The following is a 16,631-nucleotide window of genomic DNA, read 5'->3' as shown; positions in this document are numbered from 1 at the left end:
CCGCCCGGCCGGTTCGGCAAAGTCGCTCGAACCGGCCGGGCAGCTCCGTGCGATTACACCGGCACCACCTTCCACTCCTGGGACTTGTCCGCCGGGCGGCAGTACTCGATGGTGACGTTCTGTCTGCCCGTCGCCGGGTCCTGCGCCGTCACGCAGGCCATGGGGAAAGTCCGATTGCGGAGCTTGAGGTTTCCTTCGGACCACTCCGGGAACCAGAAGTTCTCAGGGGCGGAACCGCACTCCTCGATGACGAGCTGGGCTCCGTACCTGGGCGTCACCGGTTGGACGCACTTGCCGCTCTGCTTTGCCCTGAGCTGGTAGCCCATGGGGGTGGGCACGAGCTGGAACTGCTGGTTGAACCCTCGATGCGCCTCGAAGAGAACGACGGGTGTCCCCGACTCGGTCCTGGCGCCTTCGACGTCCAGAACCTTCCCCTCGAACAGCACGTTCTCGATGAGCCCACCCTGGCGGGCGTGCTCGGGTATCTCACTGTTGGCGCTCGCTAATGGCGCTCCGGCGACCAGCGCCACCGCGGTGGCGGTCATGAGGAGCTTCGTTCGTGCTCGCATGACGTCCCTTTCATGTAATGGATTCTGTGCGAACGGACAGGGGGCCCGCCTTGATGAACGACCATCACTGGTGTTGCGGGCAACATATGCCTGTCCGACCGTGAACATAATCGAGACAATCACGTGAATCGTCTGCTGAACGAGTGGGGATCGCCGTGCAAATGGTCGGCGCCTGTTCGGTTCCGATTTATTTCCGGGCGCGAGTTCGCGCCGTCGAAGATGTGGACAATGAAATTCACTACGCCAACGCGGGCGATGTGCCCATCGGTGTGTTCACCTTGGCCGTTCGCTTCCCGGCCGCGCATCCGCCGCGAGGGCGACAGCGGTGGCGGACAGTCGGCGCCGCACGCTCGATCTCGACCGCCCCAGCCTCTTCCGCGACCGCTCGGCGAACGGGCCCGGGTCCCCGAGGACGAACGCTTCCCCGGCGAGATCGAGTCCACGTGCCACAACGAGCTGCGCCGGACCGGCGTCCTCGGCCACGTGCTTCGGTGTTCGTCCGGTCATCGGCCCAACCTGATCAGCCCCGCTGGGGTCGAGCGGAATCCGCAGCTGTCGAAGTAGAACTCACGCAGGTGCTCCTCGAAGTCCACGTGCAACCACTCGCACCCCGCGTTCCTGGCATGCTCGGTCGCCACCGCGACGAGCTTCGTCCCCACGCCCTGCCGCCGCACCTTCTTCGCCGCCGATGTGTCCAGCACGAACGCGTGCACCCCGCCGTCCCAGGCCACGTTCACGAACCCCACCAGCTGCTTCCCGCGACGCGCACACACCCACCCCAGGCTGTGCCCGTTGACCTGCCCCCACCAGTCGACTTCGCGGACCCGGCCCCCGAACCCCTCCGCGTGCAGCTCGTTGACCTCGGCGTTCTCGAACTTCCCGCGCCACTCATAACTGATCACCCGGCCAGCTTCGCACTTGCCCCGGCTCGGGGATCACCGATTTCCGAGGGAGTCGCAGGGGCCCTGCCGGGTGATGATCTTCGTCAGGCGCTCCGCCTGTTTCTCTGCTTGGGAAGTTCGATTTCCTCGGCCTTCTGCCGTTCTCGGCCGGCCCAGTACAGCGCCTCGTGGTAGTGGTCGTGATCAATCGCGGCCAGGTGCTCGTAGACCTCGGCGCATCGCTGGAAGTACTCCCGCCAGATCGCCGGGCGCGCGCCGGGGGCCGGCCGCAGCCGCCGCACCGCTTCGTGCGCCTGCAGAAGCGTCCCGACTCGTAAGGCAGAGTCCCATTTGCTCGACGCTGCCATGATCATTGCCTCCAGCCAGGTGAGTGCCGCAGTGCGTGACGACCTTCCTCAAGGTAGTCCGCGAGCTCGATCGCTTCCCTCGCCAGCTCTCGGCAGAATCGAGCAAGTGCCTTAGGTCCTGTCGGCATCGGTGCAAGTTGGGTGCGTAGATTCACCGGATCGAGGTAGAGAGCCACCGTCGGACCGTGGTCGCCGATCACAAGCATTGCGGCATTTGCCCGAGGCTCGGGAGTGCGGCCGGATCCCCAACACCTCGACAGCCGGCGCCTTCGGCCGAAACGCCCAACGGGTTCATGTTTCGACGCCGTGGTGAAGGCCCTGGACGTCGACCCGAAGACGGTCGAACGCCCGACGGCAACCGGGTTCACGTCGGGCGGGCGCTTGCCTTCGTGGTGGGCGATCAGTCCTTGCCCCTCCGGCGTATCCACGGTCTCGATGGTCAACCGGCAGAACATGGGCAAGGTCGTGGTGGGCCAGCTCAGTCCTTCGGTCTGCCGTGGAACACAAAGGCGAGCCGATTGGCGAGTGCGAAGGGCTCACGGTCGAACGCGCGGTGTGCGGCACGGCGATCAGGCTTGACCTGAAGTCTTGTTGAGGTTGTTGGGTGTGGGGGACAGCGGTCAACGAGATGAGGAGTGGGCGATGCGCGTCGTCAGGGCGGTCGGGTTCGGCGGGCCGGAGGTGTTGGCGGCGGCGGAGGTGCCGGAGCCGGTGCCGGGGATGGGCGAAGTTCTGGTCGATGTGTCCGCAGTGGACGTGATCTTCCTGGACACGCAGCTGCGGACGGGGTGGGCGAGCGAAGCGTTCGGGATCGAGCCGCCGTACGTGCCGGGGTTCGGGGTGGCGGGGCGAGTCAGGGCGGTCGGTGAGGGGGTTGCCGAAGCCTGGGTGGGGGCGGAGGTCGCGGCGAGGGCGCTGGGGGCCTACGCGGAGCAGGTGGTGGTGAAGGTCGGCGACCTGGTGAAGGTGCCGGAGGGGCTGGCGAAGGAAGAAGCGGCGGCGTTGTTGCACGACGGGGTGACGGCGCTGGGGGTGTTCGACAACGCGGAGGTGAGGCCGGGGGAGCGGGTCCTCGTCACGGCCGCGGCGGGGGGCCTGGGGATTCTCCTGGTGCAGCTGGCGCGTGCGGCGGGGGCGACGGTGATCGGGGCGGCGCGCGGGGAGAAGAAGCTGGAGCTGGTGCGTGAGCACGGCGCGGCGGAAGTGGTGGACTACACGGAGCCGGGGTGGGTGGACCGCGTCGAGGAAGCGGACGTGGTCTTCGACGGCGCGGGCGGCGAGATCGGCAGGGCGGCGCTGGGGATCACGAAGCGCTGGTTCTCGGCGCACGGGGCGGCGAGCGGGGGATTCGCGGAGGGAGAAGCGCCGGCGGGGGTGGAGGTGCGCGGCATCGAGCAGGCGCAGTTCACGCCGGAGCAGGCGGTGCGCCTCGCGGAACGCGCCGTGGGGGAAGCGGCGGCGGGACGGATGAGGCCGGTGATCGGGCAGACCTTCCCGCTCGCGGAGGCGGCGAAGGCGCACGCGGCGATCGACGCTCGCGCGGTGCTGGGGAAGACGCTTCTGGTGGTCTGAGGTCGTGGTGCTCATAGCGGGAGGAAGTCCCGCTATGAGCACCGGACGGCTCTAGTGCTTGCGCGACTGGGCGATGCCCTCGGCGACGCCGATGAGAGCGACGGAGGCGATGACGGCGAGGATGAAGCCGAGGGTGTTCAGTTCCCAGATGTCCCCGGTGCCGAGCAGGTTGGCGATCGTGCCACCGATCACCGAGCCGACCAGGCCGAGCAGCAGTGTGGCGAGAATGCTGAGCTGTTGCTTGCCGGGCTTGATCAGCCGGGCGAGTGCGCCGATGATGAGTCCCGCGACGATGAACCCGATCATGTGAGCCTCCTTGCTCGTGGTGAGGCCGAGCCTAGCGCGGAGATCGACACCGGGCCCGTTCGCTCAGTATGCGGTGATCAGCGTCGCGGGAGACCACCAGTACGACATCAGGGGCATAACGTCGACCTGCGCGAAGCCGGCGGCGGTGAGCTGGTCGCGCCACGCGGACGCGGGCTGTTCCCAGGTCGAGCGAACGGCACCGCGGACGATCTGGCCGAGCAGGACGGGCAGCAGGAACCCCTGTGCGACAAGGGAATCTGAGTACTCCGCGACGCCGAGCTCGTAGCGGGAGACGAGCCACGCGAGGTCAGCGGACTCCGCGGGCACGTCGAACTCGGCCAGGACGAGGCGATCGACGTGCGGGCGCAGCCTGCGCAGCACGGACAGGCGTTCGGCGGGTCCCAAGGTGTGCAGCGAGAAAGTGGCCTCCGCGACCTCCCAGCGCTCAGCGGACAGGCGCGCGGTGAACTCCTGCGCGGTCGACTGCCACGTGTGCGCGCCGGGGACGCGTTCCCGGGCGAGGTCGAGCAGGGCGGCGGAGGGTTCGACGAGGTCGACGCGCGCGGGACGGTGGGCCGCCTGCGAAAGCGCCGGAGCGATGGCGAGGCCGTCACCGCAGCCGATGTCGAGCAGCGACGAAGGCCGGACGGCGTCGTAGGTCGAAGCGAGGGCCGTGCTCAGGCGCGAGTACAGCTCGACGTTGCCGCCACCGCGGACGAACGCGCGGAACGCGGCGGGCTGGTCGTAGACGCGGCCGTCGGCCTCGCTCTTCCAGTGTTCTGCGAGTTCGTCGCCGAGCCGCGTTCCCGCCGCCGTGGCAAGCGCACGCGCGGTGTCCCGGTCTCCGTCCCGCCAGGCCGCAAGGGCCTCGACAACAGTGGTCATGCGGTCAGTGGAACACGTCGTACACGGTGCCCACCAACCAAATCAGGCCCGCGAGCACCAGCGCGCCGAGGATCACCATGAGCACCAGGCGGGTGCTGCCGCTGCGTTTCGCAGGAGGGGGAGCCGGGGCCGGGGGAGCCTGGCGAACGGGTGGCGGCGGGGGAGCGGCCTCAGGAGCAGCTGGGGCGGCGTAGATCGTCTCGGGGATGCCGTGCTGGTAGAGGTCGAGGACGCCGGGCACCTGCTCGGTCAGCTTCAGCGCCCGCGCCGCGGCGGCGACGGTGTTGGCGTCCCAGACCTTCTCGCTCTTGCACAGCGTGTGGAAGTACCGGCGCAGCGGCTTCTGGTGCGGCGCGAGGACGACCTGGATGTCGCCGGAGGGCTCGGACGCCAGCTCGATCTCCGATCCGGGGGTCGGCAACAGGACCACGAGACCGGGCACGGCGCCGGTGGTGATCCCGGCGGCGTTCAGCGCGGAGCGCACGGCGGTGACGTTGGCGCGGACCTCCTCGATCAGGTTGGTCGAGTGCAGCGCGGCGGGCTGCCCGTCGACCTCCCACGCGCCCTCTGCCGGAGCGCGCAGCGCGCCGTCCTGCCGACGGGTGAAGCCGTCGATCTCCAGCACCAGGCACCCGTACGGCGAGAGCACCAGCGCGTCGGCCATGCCGATCGGCGTCGCGGCGTTGAACACCGCGATGCCCGGCAGGCCGAAGTCACCGGTCCAGGTCCGCATCCACTGCGCGACCTTGGCCTCGGCCCCGGCCAGGCCGTCACCGCGCGCGCCCTCGGAGTGCTGCACCGCCACCAGCATGGGCGAGAGTCTAGGTTGATCTCCGGGGTGCGGCGAGCGCCGTCAGGTCCAACCCGGTGCCGTCGTAGCCGTGCGCCAGCTCGTTGAGCGCGGTCACGATGCGCCGCTCCTCGTAGCTGAAGTGCGACTCCATGATCGCCGCGAGACCGTCCAGTTCGGACCGCACGCGCTCGGCGTCGGCGGGATCGGCCCCGGCGACCAGGGATTCGAGCTTGCCGAGGATGCCGGTGACCAGGTGGTGGTCCTCCCGCAGCTTCTCCAGCGTGGGCGCGAGCTCGGGGAACTGCTCGGCCAGCGCGGGGAAGGCGTGGGTGTCCTCGCCGGTGTGGTGCCTGCTCAGCGCGGTGCAGAAGGTCATGCAGTGCGCCAGCAGGTCCCTGGGTCGTCCGCCCCTGCCGTCGAGGTAGGCGTCCATGTCCTCGCGGAGGCGGGAAAGCTCCTTGCGGAGCCAGTCGTGCACGATGATCAGTTGCGTTCCGAAGGCCCGGAGGCGTTCGTCCATGGTCGAAGTCCCATGATCCGGCGCCTCCATGCCCACGACGGTCTCTTTGCCGGGTGCACGCGACGCTGCCGGGGATCAGATCAGCTTCCGGTCATCGCGTCAAGACGCGTGTGGATCGGGCCACAGACCGCCGACAGCGGGCGCCCGGAGCCGTTGCGGCGGCACGCGACGATCTCCGCGGCGATGGACAGCGCGGTCTCCTCCGGGGTGAGCCCGCCGATGTCGAGCCCGATGGGCGAGCGCAGCCTGGCCAGCTCCTCGGGTGTGACACCGTTGCCCCGCAACAACTCCAGCCGCTCGGCGTGCGTGCGGCGCGAGCCCATCGCACCGACGTAGCCGACCGGTATGCGCAGTGCCCGCGTCAGCACGGGGATGTCGAACTTCGAGTCGTGGGTGAGCACGCAGATCGCCGTTCGATCGTCCACAGTGGTCTGTTCGAGGTAGCGGTGCGGCCAGTCCACGACCACCTCCGCGCCCGGAAACCGCTCCGGAGTCGCGAAAACCGGTCGCGCGTCGCACACGGTGACGCGGTAGCCCAGGAACGTGCCGACGGTGGTGAGCGCGGCGGCGAAGTCGAGCGCCCCGAAGATCAGCATGCGCGGAGGCGGTGCGGGGACCTCGACCAGCACACCGGGCAGCACGGTCGTCTCGGTCGAGGAGAGCACGGCCGCGTCCAGAGAACCGACCGTGCCCTCCACCTTTCCGTTGTGCACCAGCATGGTCCGGCCGGTGAAGCTCCGCGCCACGGTGGCGCCGGACGGAGGGATCACCGGTGCGGGCTGGACGAAGACCTCGATCACGCCGCCGCAGCTCAAACCCACGGCGAACGCGGACTCGTCCGAATAGCCGAACCTGTGCGTGCTGGACTCGCCCGTCCGGATCGCCTCGCGGCACAGCTCGTAGACGGCGCCGTCCACGCAGCCACCGGAGACGTTCCCGATCACCGCGCCGTCAGCGGACACCGCCATGGACGCGCCGATCGGACGGGGCGCGCTGCCGGAGACGCCGATGACGGTGGCCACGGCGAACGTCCGGCCCGCGTCCGACCACGCGCGCAGCTCCTCGGCGATCTCCAGCATCACACCACCTTGTCGAGGGTGATCGGCAGGTCGCGGACGCGCTTGCCGGTGGCGTGGAAGACCGCGTTGGCCACGGCTGCCGCGGCCCCGGTCACCCCGACCTCGCCGACACCGAGCAGGCCGGCGGGCATCGTGGGATCGGGCTCGTCGAGCCAGTGCACGTCGATCCGCGGAATGTCCGCGTGCACCGGGACGTGGTACTCGGCGAGGCTCGGGTTCATGATCCGCCCGGTGCGCGGGTCGACCAGGGTCTCCTCCGACAGCGCGGTGCCGATGCCCAGGACGATGCCGCCGCGGAGCTGGCTGGCCGCGGTCTTCGGGTTGATCACGGTGCCGCAGTCGAAGGCGCCGACCCAGCGCGAGACGCGGATCTCGCCGGTGTCCGCGTCGACCCGGACCTCGCAGAACTGCGCTCCCGTGACTGCGCGCACCCCCTTCCGCCTGTCGCGCAGGAACCTCGACATCAGCCGGGCCTGGCCGGTCGCCCTGCCGAGCGGCGAGTCCGCGCCGATCGACACCTCGACGTACGGCTTTCCCTTGCGGGCCAGGGCTTCCACGGAGATCTCCCCGCCGAGCGCGCGGCGCAGCTTCGGTGCGAGGGTGTGGACGGCGGCGGCAACGCTCCCGGTCTGGTTGGAGCCACCCGCCATCGGACCAGCGGGCAGGCGGGAATCGCCGTGCTCGACGCGGACGGCCTCGAAGGGGATCCCGAGCGCGTCCGCGGTGATCTGCGCCTGCGCGGTCGCGGCGCCCATCCCCATCTCGTGGAAACCGCAGCGCAGCAACGCGGTTCCGTCCGCGCTGAAGCGCAAGCTCGCGTTGGCGACCAGATGGACCGGCGGGTGGAACGCGGTCGCCACGCCCCAACCAACCAGCCACTGCCCGTCACGCATCGACCGGGGCTGTGGAGCGCGCTGCTCCCACCCGAACTCCTTCGCGCCGAGTTCGTAGGCGGCGCGCAGGTTCCGCCGGGTGAACGGCTTGTCGCCGATCGGGTCGCGAGTCGGCTCGTTGCGCATGCGCAGCTCGATCGGGTCCATGCCGAGCTCGTGCGCAAGCTCGTCCACAGCGGACTCCAGTGCGAACGTGCCGATGGCCTCGCCCGGCGCCCGCATGAACGTGTTGGCCAGCAGGTCGAGTTCGGCGACGTTCTGCCGCAACAGGATGTTCTGCGCGTCGTAGAGGTGACTGGACTGGATCGTCACGCCCTCGGGGTTTCCACCGCTGCGCCCGACACGGGTCACCGACGTGTGGATCAGCGAGGTCATGCGGCCGTCGCGGTCCGCGCCGATCGCGACGCGCTGGACGGACGGAGTTCGCCCGCCGACCGTGCGGTAGACGCCCTCCCGGGACAGCACCAGCCGCACCGGCCGACCGGTCACCCGCGCCGCGAGCACGGCCAGGATCGTGCCGGGCCACACGAGGCCCTTCCCGCCGAACCCGCCGCCGACGTGCTCGCAGACAACGCGGATCTGGTCGACCGACACCCCGAAGGCGGCGGAGAGGGTGCGGCGGACGCCGTTGATGCTCTGCGTCGGCTCGTGCACGGTCAAGCGGTCGCCGTCCCACACCGCGGTGGTGGTGTGCGGCTCGATCGCGTTGTGGTTGTGCGGAGGCGTGGTGAACTCCCGGTCCACCGAGACCGGTGCGCTTTCCAGAGCGGCAAGCGCGTCGCCCTTGCTCGCCGAGCCCGCCTGGAGCATCGAGTTCTTCTGCGGCTTCGCTTCCGCGGCCGAGAAGTCCACAGCGGCGGGAAGGGGTGAGTACGAGACGCGAACGCGCGCGGCGGCTTCGCGGGCCGCCTCCTGGGTTTCCGCGACGACCACGGCGACGGGCTGGCCGTCCCAGTGCACCTCATCGGTGTTGAGGCAGCTCACGGTGGTTCCGGCGACCGGTGGCATGAGGCCGGTCGAAGGCAGCTTCATCTTCGGCGCGTTGCGGTGGGTGATCACCGCGAGCACTCCGGGCACCCGCGTCGCGTCCGTCGTGTCGATCTCGGTGATCCGGCCCCGCGCGATGGACGCGTGCGTGAGGGCTGCGTGCGCCAGGTCAGGGTAGAGCTGATCACCGGAGAACGTGGCGGCGCCGGTGGTCTTGATGACCCCGTCGACGCGGTCGAAAGCCTGGCCGATCGCTGTCATGACATCCCTCGCAGCACTGCGACGATCGTGCTCTCCGCCAAGCGAATCTTGAACTCGTTGTGCGGCAAGGCGACTGCGTCCGCGAGTTCAGCGCGCGCTGCCGAGCGGAAGCTCTCTGTCGTGGCGGGAGCGCCCGACAGTGCGCTCTCCGCCTTGTGAGCGCGCCAAGGCTTCGTGCCGACCCCGCCCAACGCGAGCCGGATCGACGACACCACACCGTCATGGACTGCCAGAGCCGCCGCAACGGAAACCAGTGCGAAAGCGTACGAAGCGCGGTCGCGGACCTTGCGGTACTGCGAGACGCCCGGAGGCGGTGGGGGAAGCTCCACGGCGGTGATCAACTCAGCGTCGGCGAGTGCCGTCTCGATCTCCGGCATGTTCCCGGGCTGCCGGTGGAAGTCGACGAGCGGGACCCGGCGCGTGCCGTGCGCGCTCCGGATCTCGACGACCGCGTCCAGCGCCGCGAGGGCGACGCACAGGTCGGACGGATGGGTCGCGGCGCAACTCGAAGAGGCCCCGAGGATGGCGTGGTTGCGCGAGAATCCGCCGATCGCGGCGCATCCGCTGCCGGGCTCGCGCTTGTTGCAGGCCGCCGCGTCGTCGTAGAAGTAGAGGCAGCGCGTGCGCTGCATGAGGTTCCCGGCGACAGTGGCCATGTTCCGCAGTTGTCCCGAGGCGCCGGACAGCACCGCCTGCGACAGAACGGGATACCGCGAGCGGATCGTCGGGTGCGCGGCGAGGTGGCTGTTGCGCATCAGCGCGCCGATCCGCACACCGCCGTCGGGCAGCTCCTCGACCTCGGCGAGGGGCAGACGCGTGATGTCGACGACGGTGTCCGGCCGCTCGACGCCCTCGCGCATCAGGTCGACCAGGTTCGTGCCACCGCCGAGGAACTTCGCGTTGGGCTCCTCGATGATCGCTCGCAGCGCCGCGTCCACGTCGTCCGCGCGGACGTAGGAGAAGGTCCTCATCTCGCCACTTCCTCGATGGCGTCGACGATGCCGTTGTAGGCGCCGCAGCGGCACAGGTTGCCGCTCATGCCCTCGCGGATCTCGTCGCGGGTCGGCGGCACGTCGGAGTCGCGCTCGGCGAGCATGCCGATCGCCGAGCAGATCTGGCCCGAGGTGCAGAAACCGCACTGGAACCCGTCGCGCCGGATGAACTCGCGCTGGAGCGCGGCGCCCTCAGGCAGGCTCGCGACTCCCTCGATCGTGGTGATCTCGCGGCCCTCGTACTGCACGGCCAGCGCCAGGCAGGAGACGATGCGCGCGCCGTCCACCAGCACCGTGCACGCTCCGCACGCGCCCTGGTCGCAGCCCTTTTTCGGGCCGGTCAGGCCCAGTCGGTCGCGGAGCCCGTCGAGCAGGCTGACCTGCGGTGGAACGTCCAGCACCACGGGCTCGCCGTTCACCCGCATCTTCGTCTCGCCCATGGCGGCCAAGTTAACAGCACGGCGTTCTCTTAACAAGAGTACGGCGTTCTCTTAACTTGGGAGGTAAGGTCGTCCGGCGATGACCGAGCCAGATTTCGTCCGGGCCAGGCGCCCCGAGCACAAGCAGCAACGGCGGGCGGCGATCCTCGACGCCGCCCGTGAGCTGGCGCGCCGCGACGGCGTCCGCTCGGTCAGCCTCGCTGGCGTCGCGGCCGCGGTCGGCTTCGCCAAGTCCAACGTGACCCGCTACTTCGGCACCCGCGAGGAGATCTACCTCGAACTCACCGCCGAGTGCTGGCGGGACTGGGAGCAGGCGGTGCTCGCCCGCATCCCCGAGGCGGGACCGGTCGAGGCGCTGGTGGAGACCGTCGCCGAACGGCCGCTGTTCTGCGACCTGCTCAGCCAGGTGACGATCACGTTGGAGCACAACGTCTCCGTGCCCGCGGCCCGGGAGTTCAAGCGCGGGCTGCACGGGATCATCCGGTCGGTCGGCGCCGCGGTGGCCGCGCACTCCGAGCTGACCGAGTCCGAGGGCATCGAGCTGGTGACCGCGGCGGGCGCACTGGCCGGACTCCTCTACGCGGCGGCGAACCCGTCCGCGACGATGCGCGAGCTGTACGCGCAGGAGCCGGAGATCGCGGCGATGGTCCCGACCTTCGAGCCGACGCTCAAGCGGGCGTTGGCGGCGCTCGTGGCCGGGATGCCGTCGCTGCGAGCGTGACGGCGGAAAAGCGCCGGAACGCGGGCGTCCGCCCCAGCAGGCTCAGGGCATGACTGGTTTCCGCGTGCACGCGCTGCACTCCGCCCTGCTCGCCCACGTCCGCGCCACCGATCTGGACACTTCCGGCAATCCCGTCGAACACCTCACCGGCATCACCGGTCCGCTCCGGTGCTGCCTGCGGAGCGCGCGCGAGGACGAGAAGGTGATCCTCTTCGGCTACGAGCCGCCCCTGCCCGGGGTGAGCCCGTACCGCGAGATCGGCGCCGTCTACGCGCACGCCGAGCAGTGCGACGGCCCGGCGGGGGAGGGCTATCCGGACCAGTGGCTCACCCGGCCGCAGGTGTTGCGCGCCTACGACGAGCGGGGCTGGATCCACCCCGCGACGCGCGTGCACGACGGCTCAGACCCGATCGGCGAGATCACTTCGATCTTGGCCGAACCGGATGTCGTGGAGATCCACAGCCGCAACATCGCCTACGGCTGCTACATGTTCTCCATCACTCGGGACTGAGGGCCGCTCCGGGCCGCGTGCCAGGATGGACCACCGTGTCCTCTCGTGTGGACCCCGTGACCGGGGTCGTCCTGGCAGTCGCGGTGCTCGCCGTCTCCTCCTCGGGGCCGCTGACCGCCTTCGCCGCCGCGCCCGCGCTGGCCATCGCCTTCTGGCGCAACGCGATCGCGGTCGCCGCGCTCACCCCGTTCGCCGCGGCCCGGCGCGGGGAGGAGTTCCGCGGGCTCGTGCGCGGCGAGCACCGCACCGCCGGGTGGTACAGCGTGGCGGCCGGGGTGGCGCTCGCCGTGCACTTCTCCACGTGGATGCCCGCGGTCCAGCTGACGTCCGTGGCCACCGCGACCGCGCTCGTCGCGACGCAGCCGGTGTGGCAGTGCGCGATCGCCTCGCTCCAAGGTCGGCGACTGCCGGTGGCCACGTGGATCGGCATCTCCCTGGCCGTGGTGGGCGCGATCATCGCCACCGGGGCCGACTTCGAGGTCTCCGCCGCCGCGCTCACCGGTGACCTGCTGGCCCTGGCGGGCGGCTTGATGGCCGCGGTCTACACCGCGCTCGGCGAGCGGGCCCGCGTCACGATCAGCACCACCACGTACACCTCCGTCTGCTACTCGGTGTGCGGGGTGCTGCTGCTCGGGGTGTGCCTGGTCGGCGGGGTGCCGCTGACCGGCTACGACGGGGCGACGTGGCTGGCGATCCTGGCGCTCGTGGCCGGGGCGCAGCTGCTCGGGCACTCCATGTTCAGCTTCGCGCTGCGCAAGGTCTCGGCGACCACGGTCAGCCTGATGATCCTGCTGGAGGTGCCCGGCGCCGCGCTGATCGCGTGGGTCTGGCTCGGCCAGGTGCCGCGACCCGCCGCGCTGCCGGGGTTGGCGCTGCTGCTGCTCGGCGTCGCGGTGGTCATCCTCGCCGGAACCCGGACCAGGGATGTCACACCCGCGCGGGCTGTCTCGTCCTAAGGGCGTGGCTGTGACATCGACGGCAGGGGAATTTCAGCGCGAACGGCCGAGGCTGCTCGGCATCGCGTACGGGATCATCGGCGACCTCGGTGAGGCCGAGGACGTGGTGCAGGAGGCGTGGCTGCGGCTGAGCCGGACCGAGGGCGTCGCCGACGTGACCGCGTGGCTGGTCGTGGCCGTCTCGCGGCTCGCGCTCGACGTGATGCGCTCGGCCCGCAAGCGCCGAGAGGACTACGTCGGCCCGTGGCTGCCGGAACCCGTGGTGAGCACCGAGGAGGGGCCGGAGGACCGGGTCACGCTCGCCGACTCGGTGGACATGGCGATGCTGGTCGTGCTGGAGACGCTGTCCCCGGCCGAGCGCACCGCCTTCGTGCTGCACGAGGTCTTCGGCCTGCCCTTCACCGAGATCGCCGAGGTCGTCGGGCGCACCCCCGCTTCCGTGCGGCAGCTCGCCTCGCGGGCGCGCAAGCACGTGCGGGAGCGGTCGCCGCGCTTCGACCCGGACCCGGTGCGGCAGCGGGAGGTGGTCGGCGCGTTCCTCGCCGCGTGCGAGGGCGGTGACCTGGACGCGATGCTCCGGCTGCTCGACCCCGACGTGGTGCTCAACAGCGACGGCGGCGGGATCGTGCGCGCGGCGCGGCGGCCGGTGGTCGGCGCGGACCGGGTGGCGCGCTTCCTGATCGGAGTCCGCACCAAGTGGCCCGACCGCGCGCTGCGCCCCGCCATGGTCAACGGCTTCACCGGCCTGCTCATGACGCGCGGGGACGAGCTGGTCGCCGTCTACTCGATCACCGCGGCCGACGGGTTGATTACCGCGATCAACGCCGTGCTGCACCCCACCAAGCTCGCCCGCACGAGCACCCTGATCACCAAGGAGAGCTAGATGCGCCTGACGGACGACATCACCTCGACGCCGGTCTACCAGGCGATGAGCCGGATCGAGGCGTTCCTCGCGTCGAGCACGCTGCCGAAGACCGTGCTGGAGCTGGTCAAGCTCCGGGTCAGCCAGATGAACGGCTGCGCGTTCTGCGTGGACATGCACTCCCACGACCTGAAGAAGCTCGGCGAGGCCGACGAGCGGCTGTGGGCGGTCGCGGTGTGGCGCGAGGCCCCGTTCTTCACCGACCAGGAACGCGCCGCGCTCGACCTCGCCGAAGCGGCGACCCGGCTCGACGAGCACGGTGTCCCCGACGAGGTCTGGGACACCGCCGCCAAGCACTTCGACTCCGAGACCCTGTTCACCCTCGTCGCCGCGATCGCCCAGATCAACGCCTGGAACCGCTACGGCGTCACGCTCCGGATGGTTCCCGGGCCCGGTCGGAGCCGCCGCTGAACCGCATCCGGTCCCACCCGGGATCTCCGGTCTCGGCGAAGCGGATCCACGTGGAGTGCATCAGGTCCACCAACTCCCGTGGCGGCTCGACCGGACCGAGAAGTGCCTTGGGGCCGCGGAGGGCGGGCAGGTGGACGGTGTCGAAGACGAAGGGGAGTTCGGTCGCGTGCGCCGCGCCGAGCTTCCCTTCGAACGCCTCCGACCGCCACGCGAACTCGTAGAGGTGGGACTTCCTCGACGCGGCGAAGGTCCTCGTGCCCTTCGCGAAAAGCTCCTCTGTCAGGTCCCGGGGATCGAGTGCGCCGTTGTTCGGGACGACGTAGAGGTTGCCCTCCTCGGTGTCTGTGCCCAGCATGAAGTCCACAGTGGACTCCAGGTGGGCGGGTTGGTCCGGCAACGTCTCCGTGCCCGCGACGAGGCTGAACGGCAGGAGCCCGCGCATCGGGTCCGGCTCGCCCGTCGCGGTGAGGTCGATTCCGAACGGCGTTGCCCTGATGAGCTGTTCGTCCGTCGCGTCCTCGTCCAGCCGGAACGCCTTCGTGACGAGATCCGCCTGAGCGGTGCTGAACGCGCCGAGTCCGTTGCCGCTCTGCGAGATCGCCCGGTGGAACAGCCCTTCTTGGGCGGTGACGACCGCGGCGCCGACAATGGTCGCTCCGGCGGACTCGCCGAACAGCGTGACGTTGCCGGGGTCGCCGCCGAACGCCGCGATGTTCTCCTGCACCCACTCCAACGCGGCGAGCACGTCCAGCAGGCCACGGTTGTCCGGGGCGCCGGGAAGCCGCAGCCACCCCGGCGCGCCGAGCCGGTAGTTCAGCGACACGAACACCACGCCGTCGCGTGCGAAGGCTGAGCCGTCGATCACCGGGGCACGGCTTGATCCGGACACGAAACCGCCTCCGTGCACGAAAACCATGACGGGCAGCCCGGAGGTGGCGATGCTCGGAGTGCGCACTGTGACGGTGAGGTAGTCCTCGCCGCGAATCCAGCCAGGACCCATCACCGGGCTCATGTCCAGCTCACCGAAGCGGCTCCGGTCCGGGGCGGGCGCGGTCGGTCCAGGACGCGTGGCGTCGCGGACGCCGTGCCACCTTTGTGGACGGATCGGAGCCGTGAACCTGCTGCGCCCCACGGTGTTCGCCGCGTAGGGGATGGCGTGGAAGACCGTGTGGTCCTTCCGTTCTTCGCCGCGGACGCGGCCGCCGGTCGTGCGGACGGTGGTCATGGTCTGATCCTGTCGAACGGGGCCCATTCCTTGATGGCGAACCTGCTGCCGTCGCGGCGGACCTCTGCTGCGCCGTGACCGGCCAAGTGTGCGGGCAGGACAAGGGAGTTCGTGTCCGCCGCCCACTCCAGGACGCTGCGCCTGCTGGCCCGTGCCTGCTCGGCGTCCTCGCAGAAGCAGCTGTTGAAGTCCGGCTCTATGAGCTGAACAACCGTGTGCAGCAGATCCCCGACGAACACCGCTCGCTCACCGCCGGAGTCCAGACGGAGCACGGAGGAGCCGGGGGTGTGCCCGGCCGCGAGGTCCAGCCGCAGGTTCTCGTCGATCACGTACGACTCGTCCCAGAGCTGCACGAGCCCGGCGTCGTGGACCGGCCGGACGCTGTCCTCGAAGAGGTCGTTGCCGTGGAAGTGAGTGAAATCCCGTTGCGGCACGAGGTAAGTGGCGTTCGGGAAGGTCGGGACCCACTCGTCGCCCTCCAGCCGCGTGTTCCACCCGACGTGATCGGCGTGGATGTGCGTGTTGATCACCACATCCACCTCCTCCGGACGGACTCCCGCCGCGGCGAGGTTGTCCAGGAACGGCGTGTTGAGCTGGTGGAACGCAGCCATCTGCGGGCGTTGCTTGTGGTTGCCCACGCCGGTGTCGACCAGGATCGTTCGCCCGCCGCTGCGGAGGACCCAGGTCTGCAGGGCGCAGTGCACCTGGTCGGTCTCCGCGATCCAGTGGTCCGGCGCGAACTCCGTCCAGTCGCCGGGCGAGCTGTCCGGGACGAACGCGCTCGGCGGCATGATCGGCCCGTGCCACTCCATGACCCGCGTCAGGCTGACATCGCCGAAAGTCATCGTGTGCATTGCGCCTCCGCGAGTGCGATCAGGGTGTCCTCGATGCCCTTGGCGGTGAAGCGGCGGAACCTGCGCAGCTCCTCCTCCGTGGAGCCGAAGGCGGGCAACAGCTTCAGCACCTGCCAGTCGACCGTGACGACCGTGTTGGCGTGGAAGGAATAGGTCCAGCGCACGACTCCGTCGCCGACCTCCCAGGAGAACTCCTTGCCCGGCTCCGCGGTGAGCACGCGCGAGGTCGACTCCCAGACGCGATCACCGACCTTGTTGACCCCGGTGAACACCGCGCCGACGCGGGGGCCGACGTTGTCCGCGTAGGCGACCTTGACGACGTTCGGGCTCCACTCGGCCATGCGGGAGACGTCGGCGACGAGGTCGTAGGCGTTGGCGGGGCTGGTGGCTATCCAGGCTCGGCGCCGGATCGGTGGTATGTCCATGCCGACCACTGTTGTGCGTTCGCGCTGGTGGCGGTATCAGTCACGTGACTGCACTCGGCG

General features: G+C 70.0%; 21 protein-coding genes. 6 read left to right on the top strand and 15 right to left on the bottom strand.

The annotated features are described in order from the left end of the window. Window positions 1-53: 53 nt before the first annotated feature. The 4 genes from BLT28_RS12130 to BLT28_RS12120 form a co-directional block, all read right to left on the bottom strand. Window positions 54-569 (bottom strand): RICIN domain-containing protein, encoded by a 516-nt coding sequence (locus BLT28_RS12130; RefSeq protein WP_162184871.1) that lies wholly within the window; start codon window positions 567-569, stop codon window positions 54-56. 273 nt (window positions 570-842) lie between these two features. Beyond that, window positions 843-1,076, bottom strand: coding sequence for a hypothetical protein (locus tag BLT28_RS40050; protein ID WP_156051126.1), 234 nt, complete (start codon window positions 1,074-1,076; stop codon window positions 843-845). Next, the gene (locus tag BLT28_RS12125; RefSeq protein WP_030430654.1) at window positions 1,073-1,471 is read right to left on the bottom strand and encodes a GNAT family N-acetyltransferase; all 399 of its coding nucleotides are present in this window, start codon (window positions 1,469-1,471) and stop codon (window positions 1,073-1,075) included. The genes BLT28_RS40050 and BLT28_RS12125 overlap by 4 nt, the downstream gene beginning before the upstream one ends. Window positions 1,472-1,554: 83 nt before the next feature. Beyond that, window positions 1,555-1,824 carry an AMED_5909 family protein gene (locus BLT28_RS12120; RefSeq protein ID WP_231950764.1) on the bottom strand — a complete coding sequence of 90 codons (270 nt, stop codon included), beginning with the start codon at window positions 1,822-1,824 and terminating at the stop codon, window positions 1,555-1,557. Between the two features lie 636 nt (window positions 1,825-2,460). On the opposite strand from BLT28_RS12120, the gene BLT28_RS12115 reads away from it, so the two are divergent. Further along, window positions 2,461-3,390 (top strand): zinc-binding dehydrogenase, encoded by a 930-nt coding sequence (locus tag BLT28_RS12115; protein WP_030430656.1) that lies wholly within the window; start codon window positions 2,461-2,463, stop codon window positions 3,388-3,390. 51 nt (window positions 3,391-3,441) lie between these two features. Here the strand turns inward: BLT28_RS12115 and BLT28_RS12110 are convergent, their stop codons facing one another. The 8 genes from BLT28_RS12110 to BLT28_RS12075 all read right to left on the bottom strand — a co-directional run bounded on the left by BLT28_RS12110 (window position 3,442) and on the right by BLT28_RS12075 (window position 10,546). After that, a complete protein-coding gene (locus BLT28_RS12110; protein ID WP_030430657.1) occupies window positions 3,442-3,696 on the bottom strand; it encodes a GlsB/YeaQ/YmgE family stress response membrane protein in 255 nt (84 codons plus the stop codon). Between the two features lie 63 nt (window positions 3,697-3,759). Beyond that, window positions 3,760-4,581 (bottom strand): class I SAM-dependent methyltransferase, encoded by an 822-nt coding sequence (locus BLT28_RS12105; protein WP_030430658.1) that lies wholly within the window; start codon window positions 4,579-4,581, stop codon window positions 3,760-3,762. Between the two features lie 4 nt (window positions 4,582-4,585). Next, window positions 4,586-5,392 carry a hypothetical protein gene (locus tag BLT28_RS12100; RefSeq protein WP_030430659.1) on the bottom strand — a complete coding sequence of 269 codons (807 nt, stop codon included), beginning with the start codon at window positions 5,390-5,392 and terminating at the stop codon, window positions 4,586-4,588. 10 nt (window positions 5,393-5,402) lie between these two features. Then, on the bottom strand, window positions 5,403-5,894 hold the full coding sequence (locus BLT28_RS12095) for a hemerythrin domain-containing protein (RefSeq protein ID WP_063766610.1): 492 nt from the start codon (window positions 5,892-5,894) through the stop codon (window positions 5,403-5,405). Window positions 5,895-5,974: 80 nt separating this feature from the next. Next, window positions 5,975-6,973: an XdhC family protein gene (locus BLT28_RS12090; protein ID WP_030430661.1), complete on the bottom strand. Its 999-nt coding sequence runs from the start codon at window positions 6,971-6,973 to the stop codon at window positions 5,975-5,977. Continuing rightward, window positions 6,973-9,114 (bottom strand): xanthine dehydrogenase family protein molybdopterin-binding subunit, encoded by a 2,142-nt coding sequence (locus BLT28_RS12085; RefSeq protein WP_030430662.1) that lies wholly within the window; start codon window positions 9,112-9,114, stop codon window positions 6,973-6,975. The genes BLT28_RS12090 and BLT28_RS12085 overlap by 1 nt, the downstream gene beginning before the upstream one ends. Continuing rightward, the gene (locus tag BLT28_RS12080; RefSeq protein ID WP_030430663.1) at window positions 9,111-10,085 is read right to left on the bottom strand and encodes an FAD binding domain-containing protein; all 975 of its coding nucleotides are present in this window, start codon (window positions 10,083-10,085) and stop codon (window positions 9,111-9,113) included. The genes BLT28_RS12085 and BLT28_RS12080 overlap by 4 nt, the downstream gene beginning before the upstream one ends. After that, the gene (locus tag BLT28_RS12075; protein ID WP_030430664.1) at window positions 10,082-10,546 is read right to left on the bottom strand and encodes a (2Fe-2S)-binding protein; all 465 of its coding nucleotides are present in this window, start codon (window positions 10,544-10,546) and stop codon (window positions 10,082-10,084) included. The genes BLT28_RS12080 and BLT28_RS12075 overlap by 4 nt, the downstream gene beginning before the upstream one ends. A 79-nt stretch (window positions 10,547-10,625) precedes the next feature. On the opposite strand from BLT28_RS12075, the gene BLT28_RS12070 reads away from it, so the two are divergent. Genes BLT28_RS12070 through BLT28_RS12050 form a run of 5 tightly spaced genes read left to right on the top strand, consistent with a single transcriptional unit; the run spans window position 10,626 to window position 14,067 of the window. Beyond that, window positions 10,626-11,267, top strand: a complete 642-nt coding sequence (locus tag BLT28_RS12070) for a TetR/AcrR family transcriptional regulator (RefSeq protein WP_030430665.1) — start codon at window positions 10,626-10,628, stop codon at window positions 11,265-11,267. Window positions 11,268-11,316: 49 nt separating this feature from the next. Further along, window positions 11,317-11,778 carry a DUF1203 domain-containing protein gene (locus tag BLT28_RS12065; RefSeq protein WP_030430666.1) on the top strand — a complete coding sequence of 154 codons (462 nt, stop codon included), beginning with the start codon at window positions 11,317-11,319 and terminating at the stop codon, window positions 11,776-11,778. Window positions 11,779-11,813: 35 nt separating this feature from the next. Further along, window positions 11,814-12,734 carry a DMT family transporter gene (locus tag BLT28_RS12060; protein WP_197684021.1) on the top strand — a complete coding sequence of 307 codons (921 nt, stop codon included), beginning with the start codon at window positions 11,814-11,816 and terminating at the stop codon, window positions 12,732-12,734. A gap of 4 nt (window positions 12,735-12,738) precedes the next feature. Next, window positions 12,739-13,617, top strand: a complete 879-nt coding sequence (sigJ, locus tag BLT28_RS12055; protein WP_211256740.1) for an RNA polymerase sigma factor SigJ — start codon at window positions 12,739-12,741, stop codon at window positions 13,615-13,617. Beyond that, on the top strand, window positions 13,618-14,067 hold the full coding sequence (locus BLT28_RS12050; protein ID WP_030430669.1) for a carboxymuconolactone decarboxylase family protein: 450 nt from the start codon (window positions 13,618-13,620) through the stop codon (window positions 14,065-14,067). Here the strand turns inward: BLT28_RS12050 and BLT28_RS12045 are convergent. The 3 genes from BLT28_RS12045 to BLT28_RS12035 are packed head-to-tail and all read right to left on the bottom strand — an operon-like array spanning window position 14,024 to window position 16,571. Then, window positions 14,024-15,292, bottom strand: a complete 1,269-nt coding sequence (locus BLT28_RS12045) for a carboxylesterase/lipase family protein (protein ID WP_052407530.1) — start codon at window positions 15,290-15,292, stop codon at window positions 14,024-14,026. The genes BLT28_RS12050 and BLT28_RS12045 overlap by 44 nt on opposite strands. Beyond that, window positions 15,289-16,146: an MBL fold metallo-hydrolase gene (locus tag BLT28_RS12040; protein ID WP_030430671.1), complete on the bottom strand. Its 858-nt coding sequence runs from the start codon at window positions 16,144-16,146 to the stop codon at window positions 15,289-15,291. Before BLT28_RS12040 ends, BLT28_RS12045 begins: the two co-directional genes overlap by 4 nt. Further along, complete coding sequence (locus BLT28_RS12035; protein ID WP_030430672.1) at window positions 16,134-16,571, bottom strand: SRPBCC family protein; 438 nt, start codon at window positions 16,569-16,571, stop codon at window positions 16,134-16,136. The genes BLT28_RS12040 and BLT28_RS12035 overlap by 13 nt, the downstream gene beginning before the upstream one ends. Window positions 16,572-16,631: the final 60 nt, after the last annotated feature.

It is taken from the genome of Allokutzneria albata, assembly GCF_900103775.1.
Classification (GTDB): domain Bacteria; phylum Actinomycetota; class Actinomycetes; order Mycobacteriales; family Pseudonocardiaceae; genus Allokutzneria; species Allokutzneria albata.
The sequence above is the reverse complement of the archived record's forward strand: the minus strand, read 5'-3'. Positions and strand labels throughout refer to the sequence as shown.

Coding starts and splice junctions, on each gene's coding strand:
- BLT28_RS12130 (WP_162184871.1), bottom strand. CDS start 569: ATGCGAGCACGAACGAAGCTCCTCATGACCGCCACCGCGGTGGCGCTG.
- BLT28_RS40050 (WP_156051126.1), bottom strand. CDS start 1,076: ATGACCGGACGAACACCGAAGCACGTGGCCGAGGACGCCGGTCCGGCG.
- BLT28_RS12120 (WP_231950764.1), bottom strand. CDS start 1,824: ATGATCATGGCAGCGTCGAGCAAATGGGACTCTGCCTTACGAGTCGGG.
- BLT28_RS12115 (WP_030430656.1), top strand. CDS start 2,461: ATGCGCGTCGTCAGGGCGGTCGGGTTCGGCGGGCCGGAGGTGTTGGCG.
- BLT28_RS12110 (WP_030430657.1), bottom strand. CDS start 3,696: ATGATCGGGTTCATCGTCGCGGGACTCATCATCGGCGCACTCGCCCGG.
- BLT28_RS12105 (WP_030430658.1), bottom strand. CDS start 4,581: ATGACCACTGTTGTCGAGGCCCTTGCGGCCTGGCGGGACGGAGACCGG.
- BLT28_RS12100 (WP_030430659.1), bottom strand. CDS start 5,392: ATGCTGGTGGCGGTGCAGCACTCCGAGGGCGCGCGCGGTGACGGCCTG.
- BLT28_RS12095 (WP_063766610.1), bottom strand. CDS start 5,894: ATGGACGAACGCCTCCGGGCCTTCGGAACGCAACTGATCATCGTGCAC.
- BLT28_RS12090 (WP_030430661.1), bottom strand. CDS start 6,973: ATGCTGGAGATCGCCGAGGAGCTGCGCGCGTGGTCGGACGCGGGCCGG.
- BLT28_RS12085 (WP_030430662.1), bottom strand. CDS start 9,114: ATGACAGCGATCGGCCAGGCTTTCGACCGCGTCGACGGGGTCATCAAG.
- BLT28_RS12080 (WP_030430663.1), bottom strand. CDS start 10,085: ATGAGGACCTTCTCCTACGTCCGCGCGGACGACGTGGACGCGGCGCTG.
- BLT28_RS12075 (WP_030430664.1), bottom strand. CDS start 10,546: ATGGGCGAGACGAAGATGCGGGTGAACGGCGAGCCCGTGGTGCTGGAC.
- BLT28_RS12070 (WP_030430665.1), top strand. CDS start 10,626: ATGACCGAGCCAGATTTCGTCCGGGCCAGGCGCCCCGAGCACAAGCAG.
- BLT28_RS12065 (WP_030430666.1), top strand. CDS start 11,317: ATGACTGGTTTCCGCGTGCACGCGCTGCACTCCGCCCTGCTCGCCCAC.
- BLT28_RS12050 (WP_030430669.1), top strand. CDS start 13,618: ATGCGCCTGACGGACGACATCACCTCGACGCCGGTCTACCAGGCGATG.
- BLT28_RS12045 (WP_052407530.1), bottom strand. CDS start 15,292: ATGACCACCGTCCGCACGACCGGCGGCCGCGTCCGCGGCGAAGAACGG.
- BLT28_RS12040 (WP_030430671.1), bottom strand. CDS start 16,146: ATGCACACGATGACTTTCGGCGATGTCAGCCTGACGCGGGTCATGGAG.
- BLT28_RS12035 (WP_030430672.1), bottom strand. CDS start 16,571: ATGGACATACCACCGATCCGGCGCCGAGCCTGGATAGCCACCAGCCCC.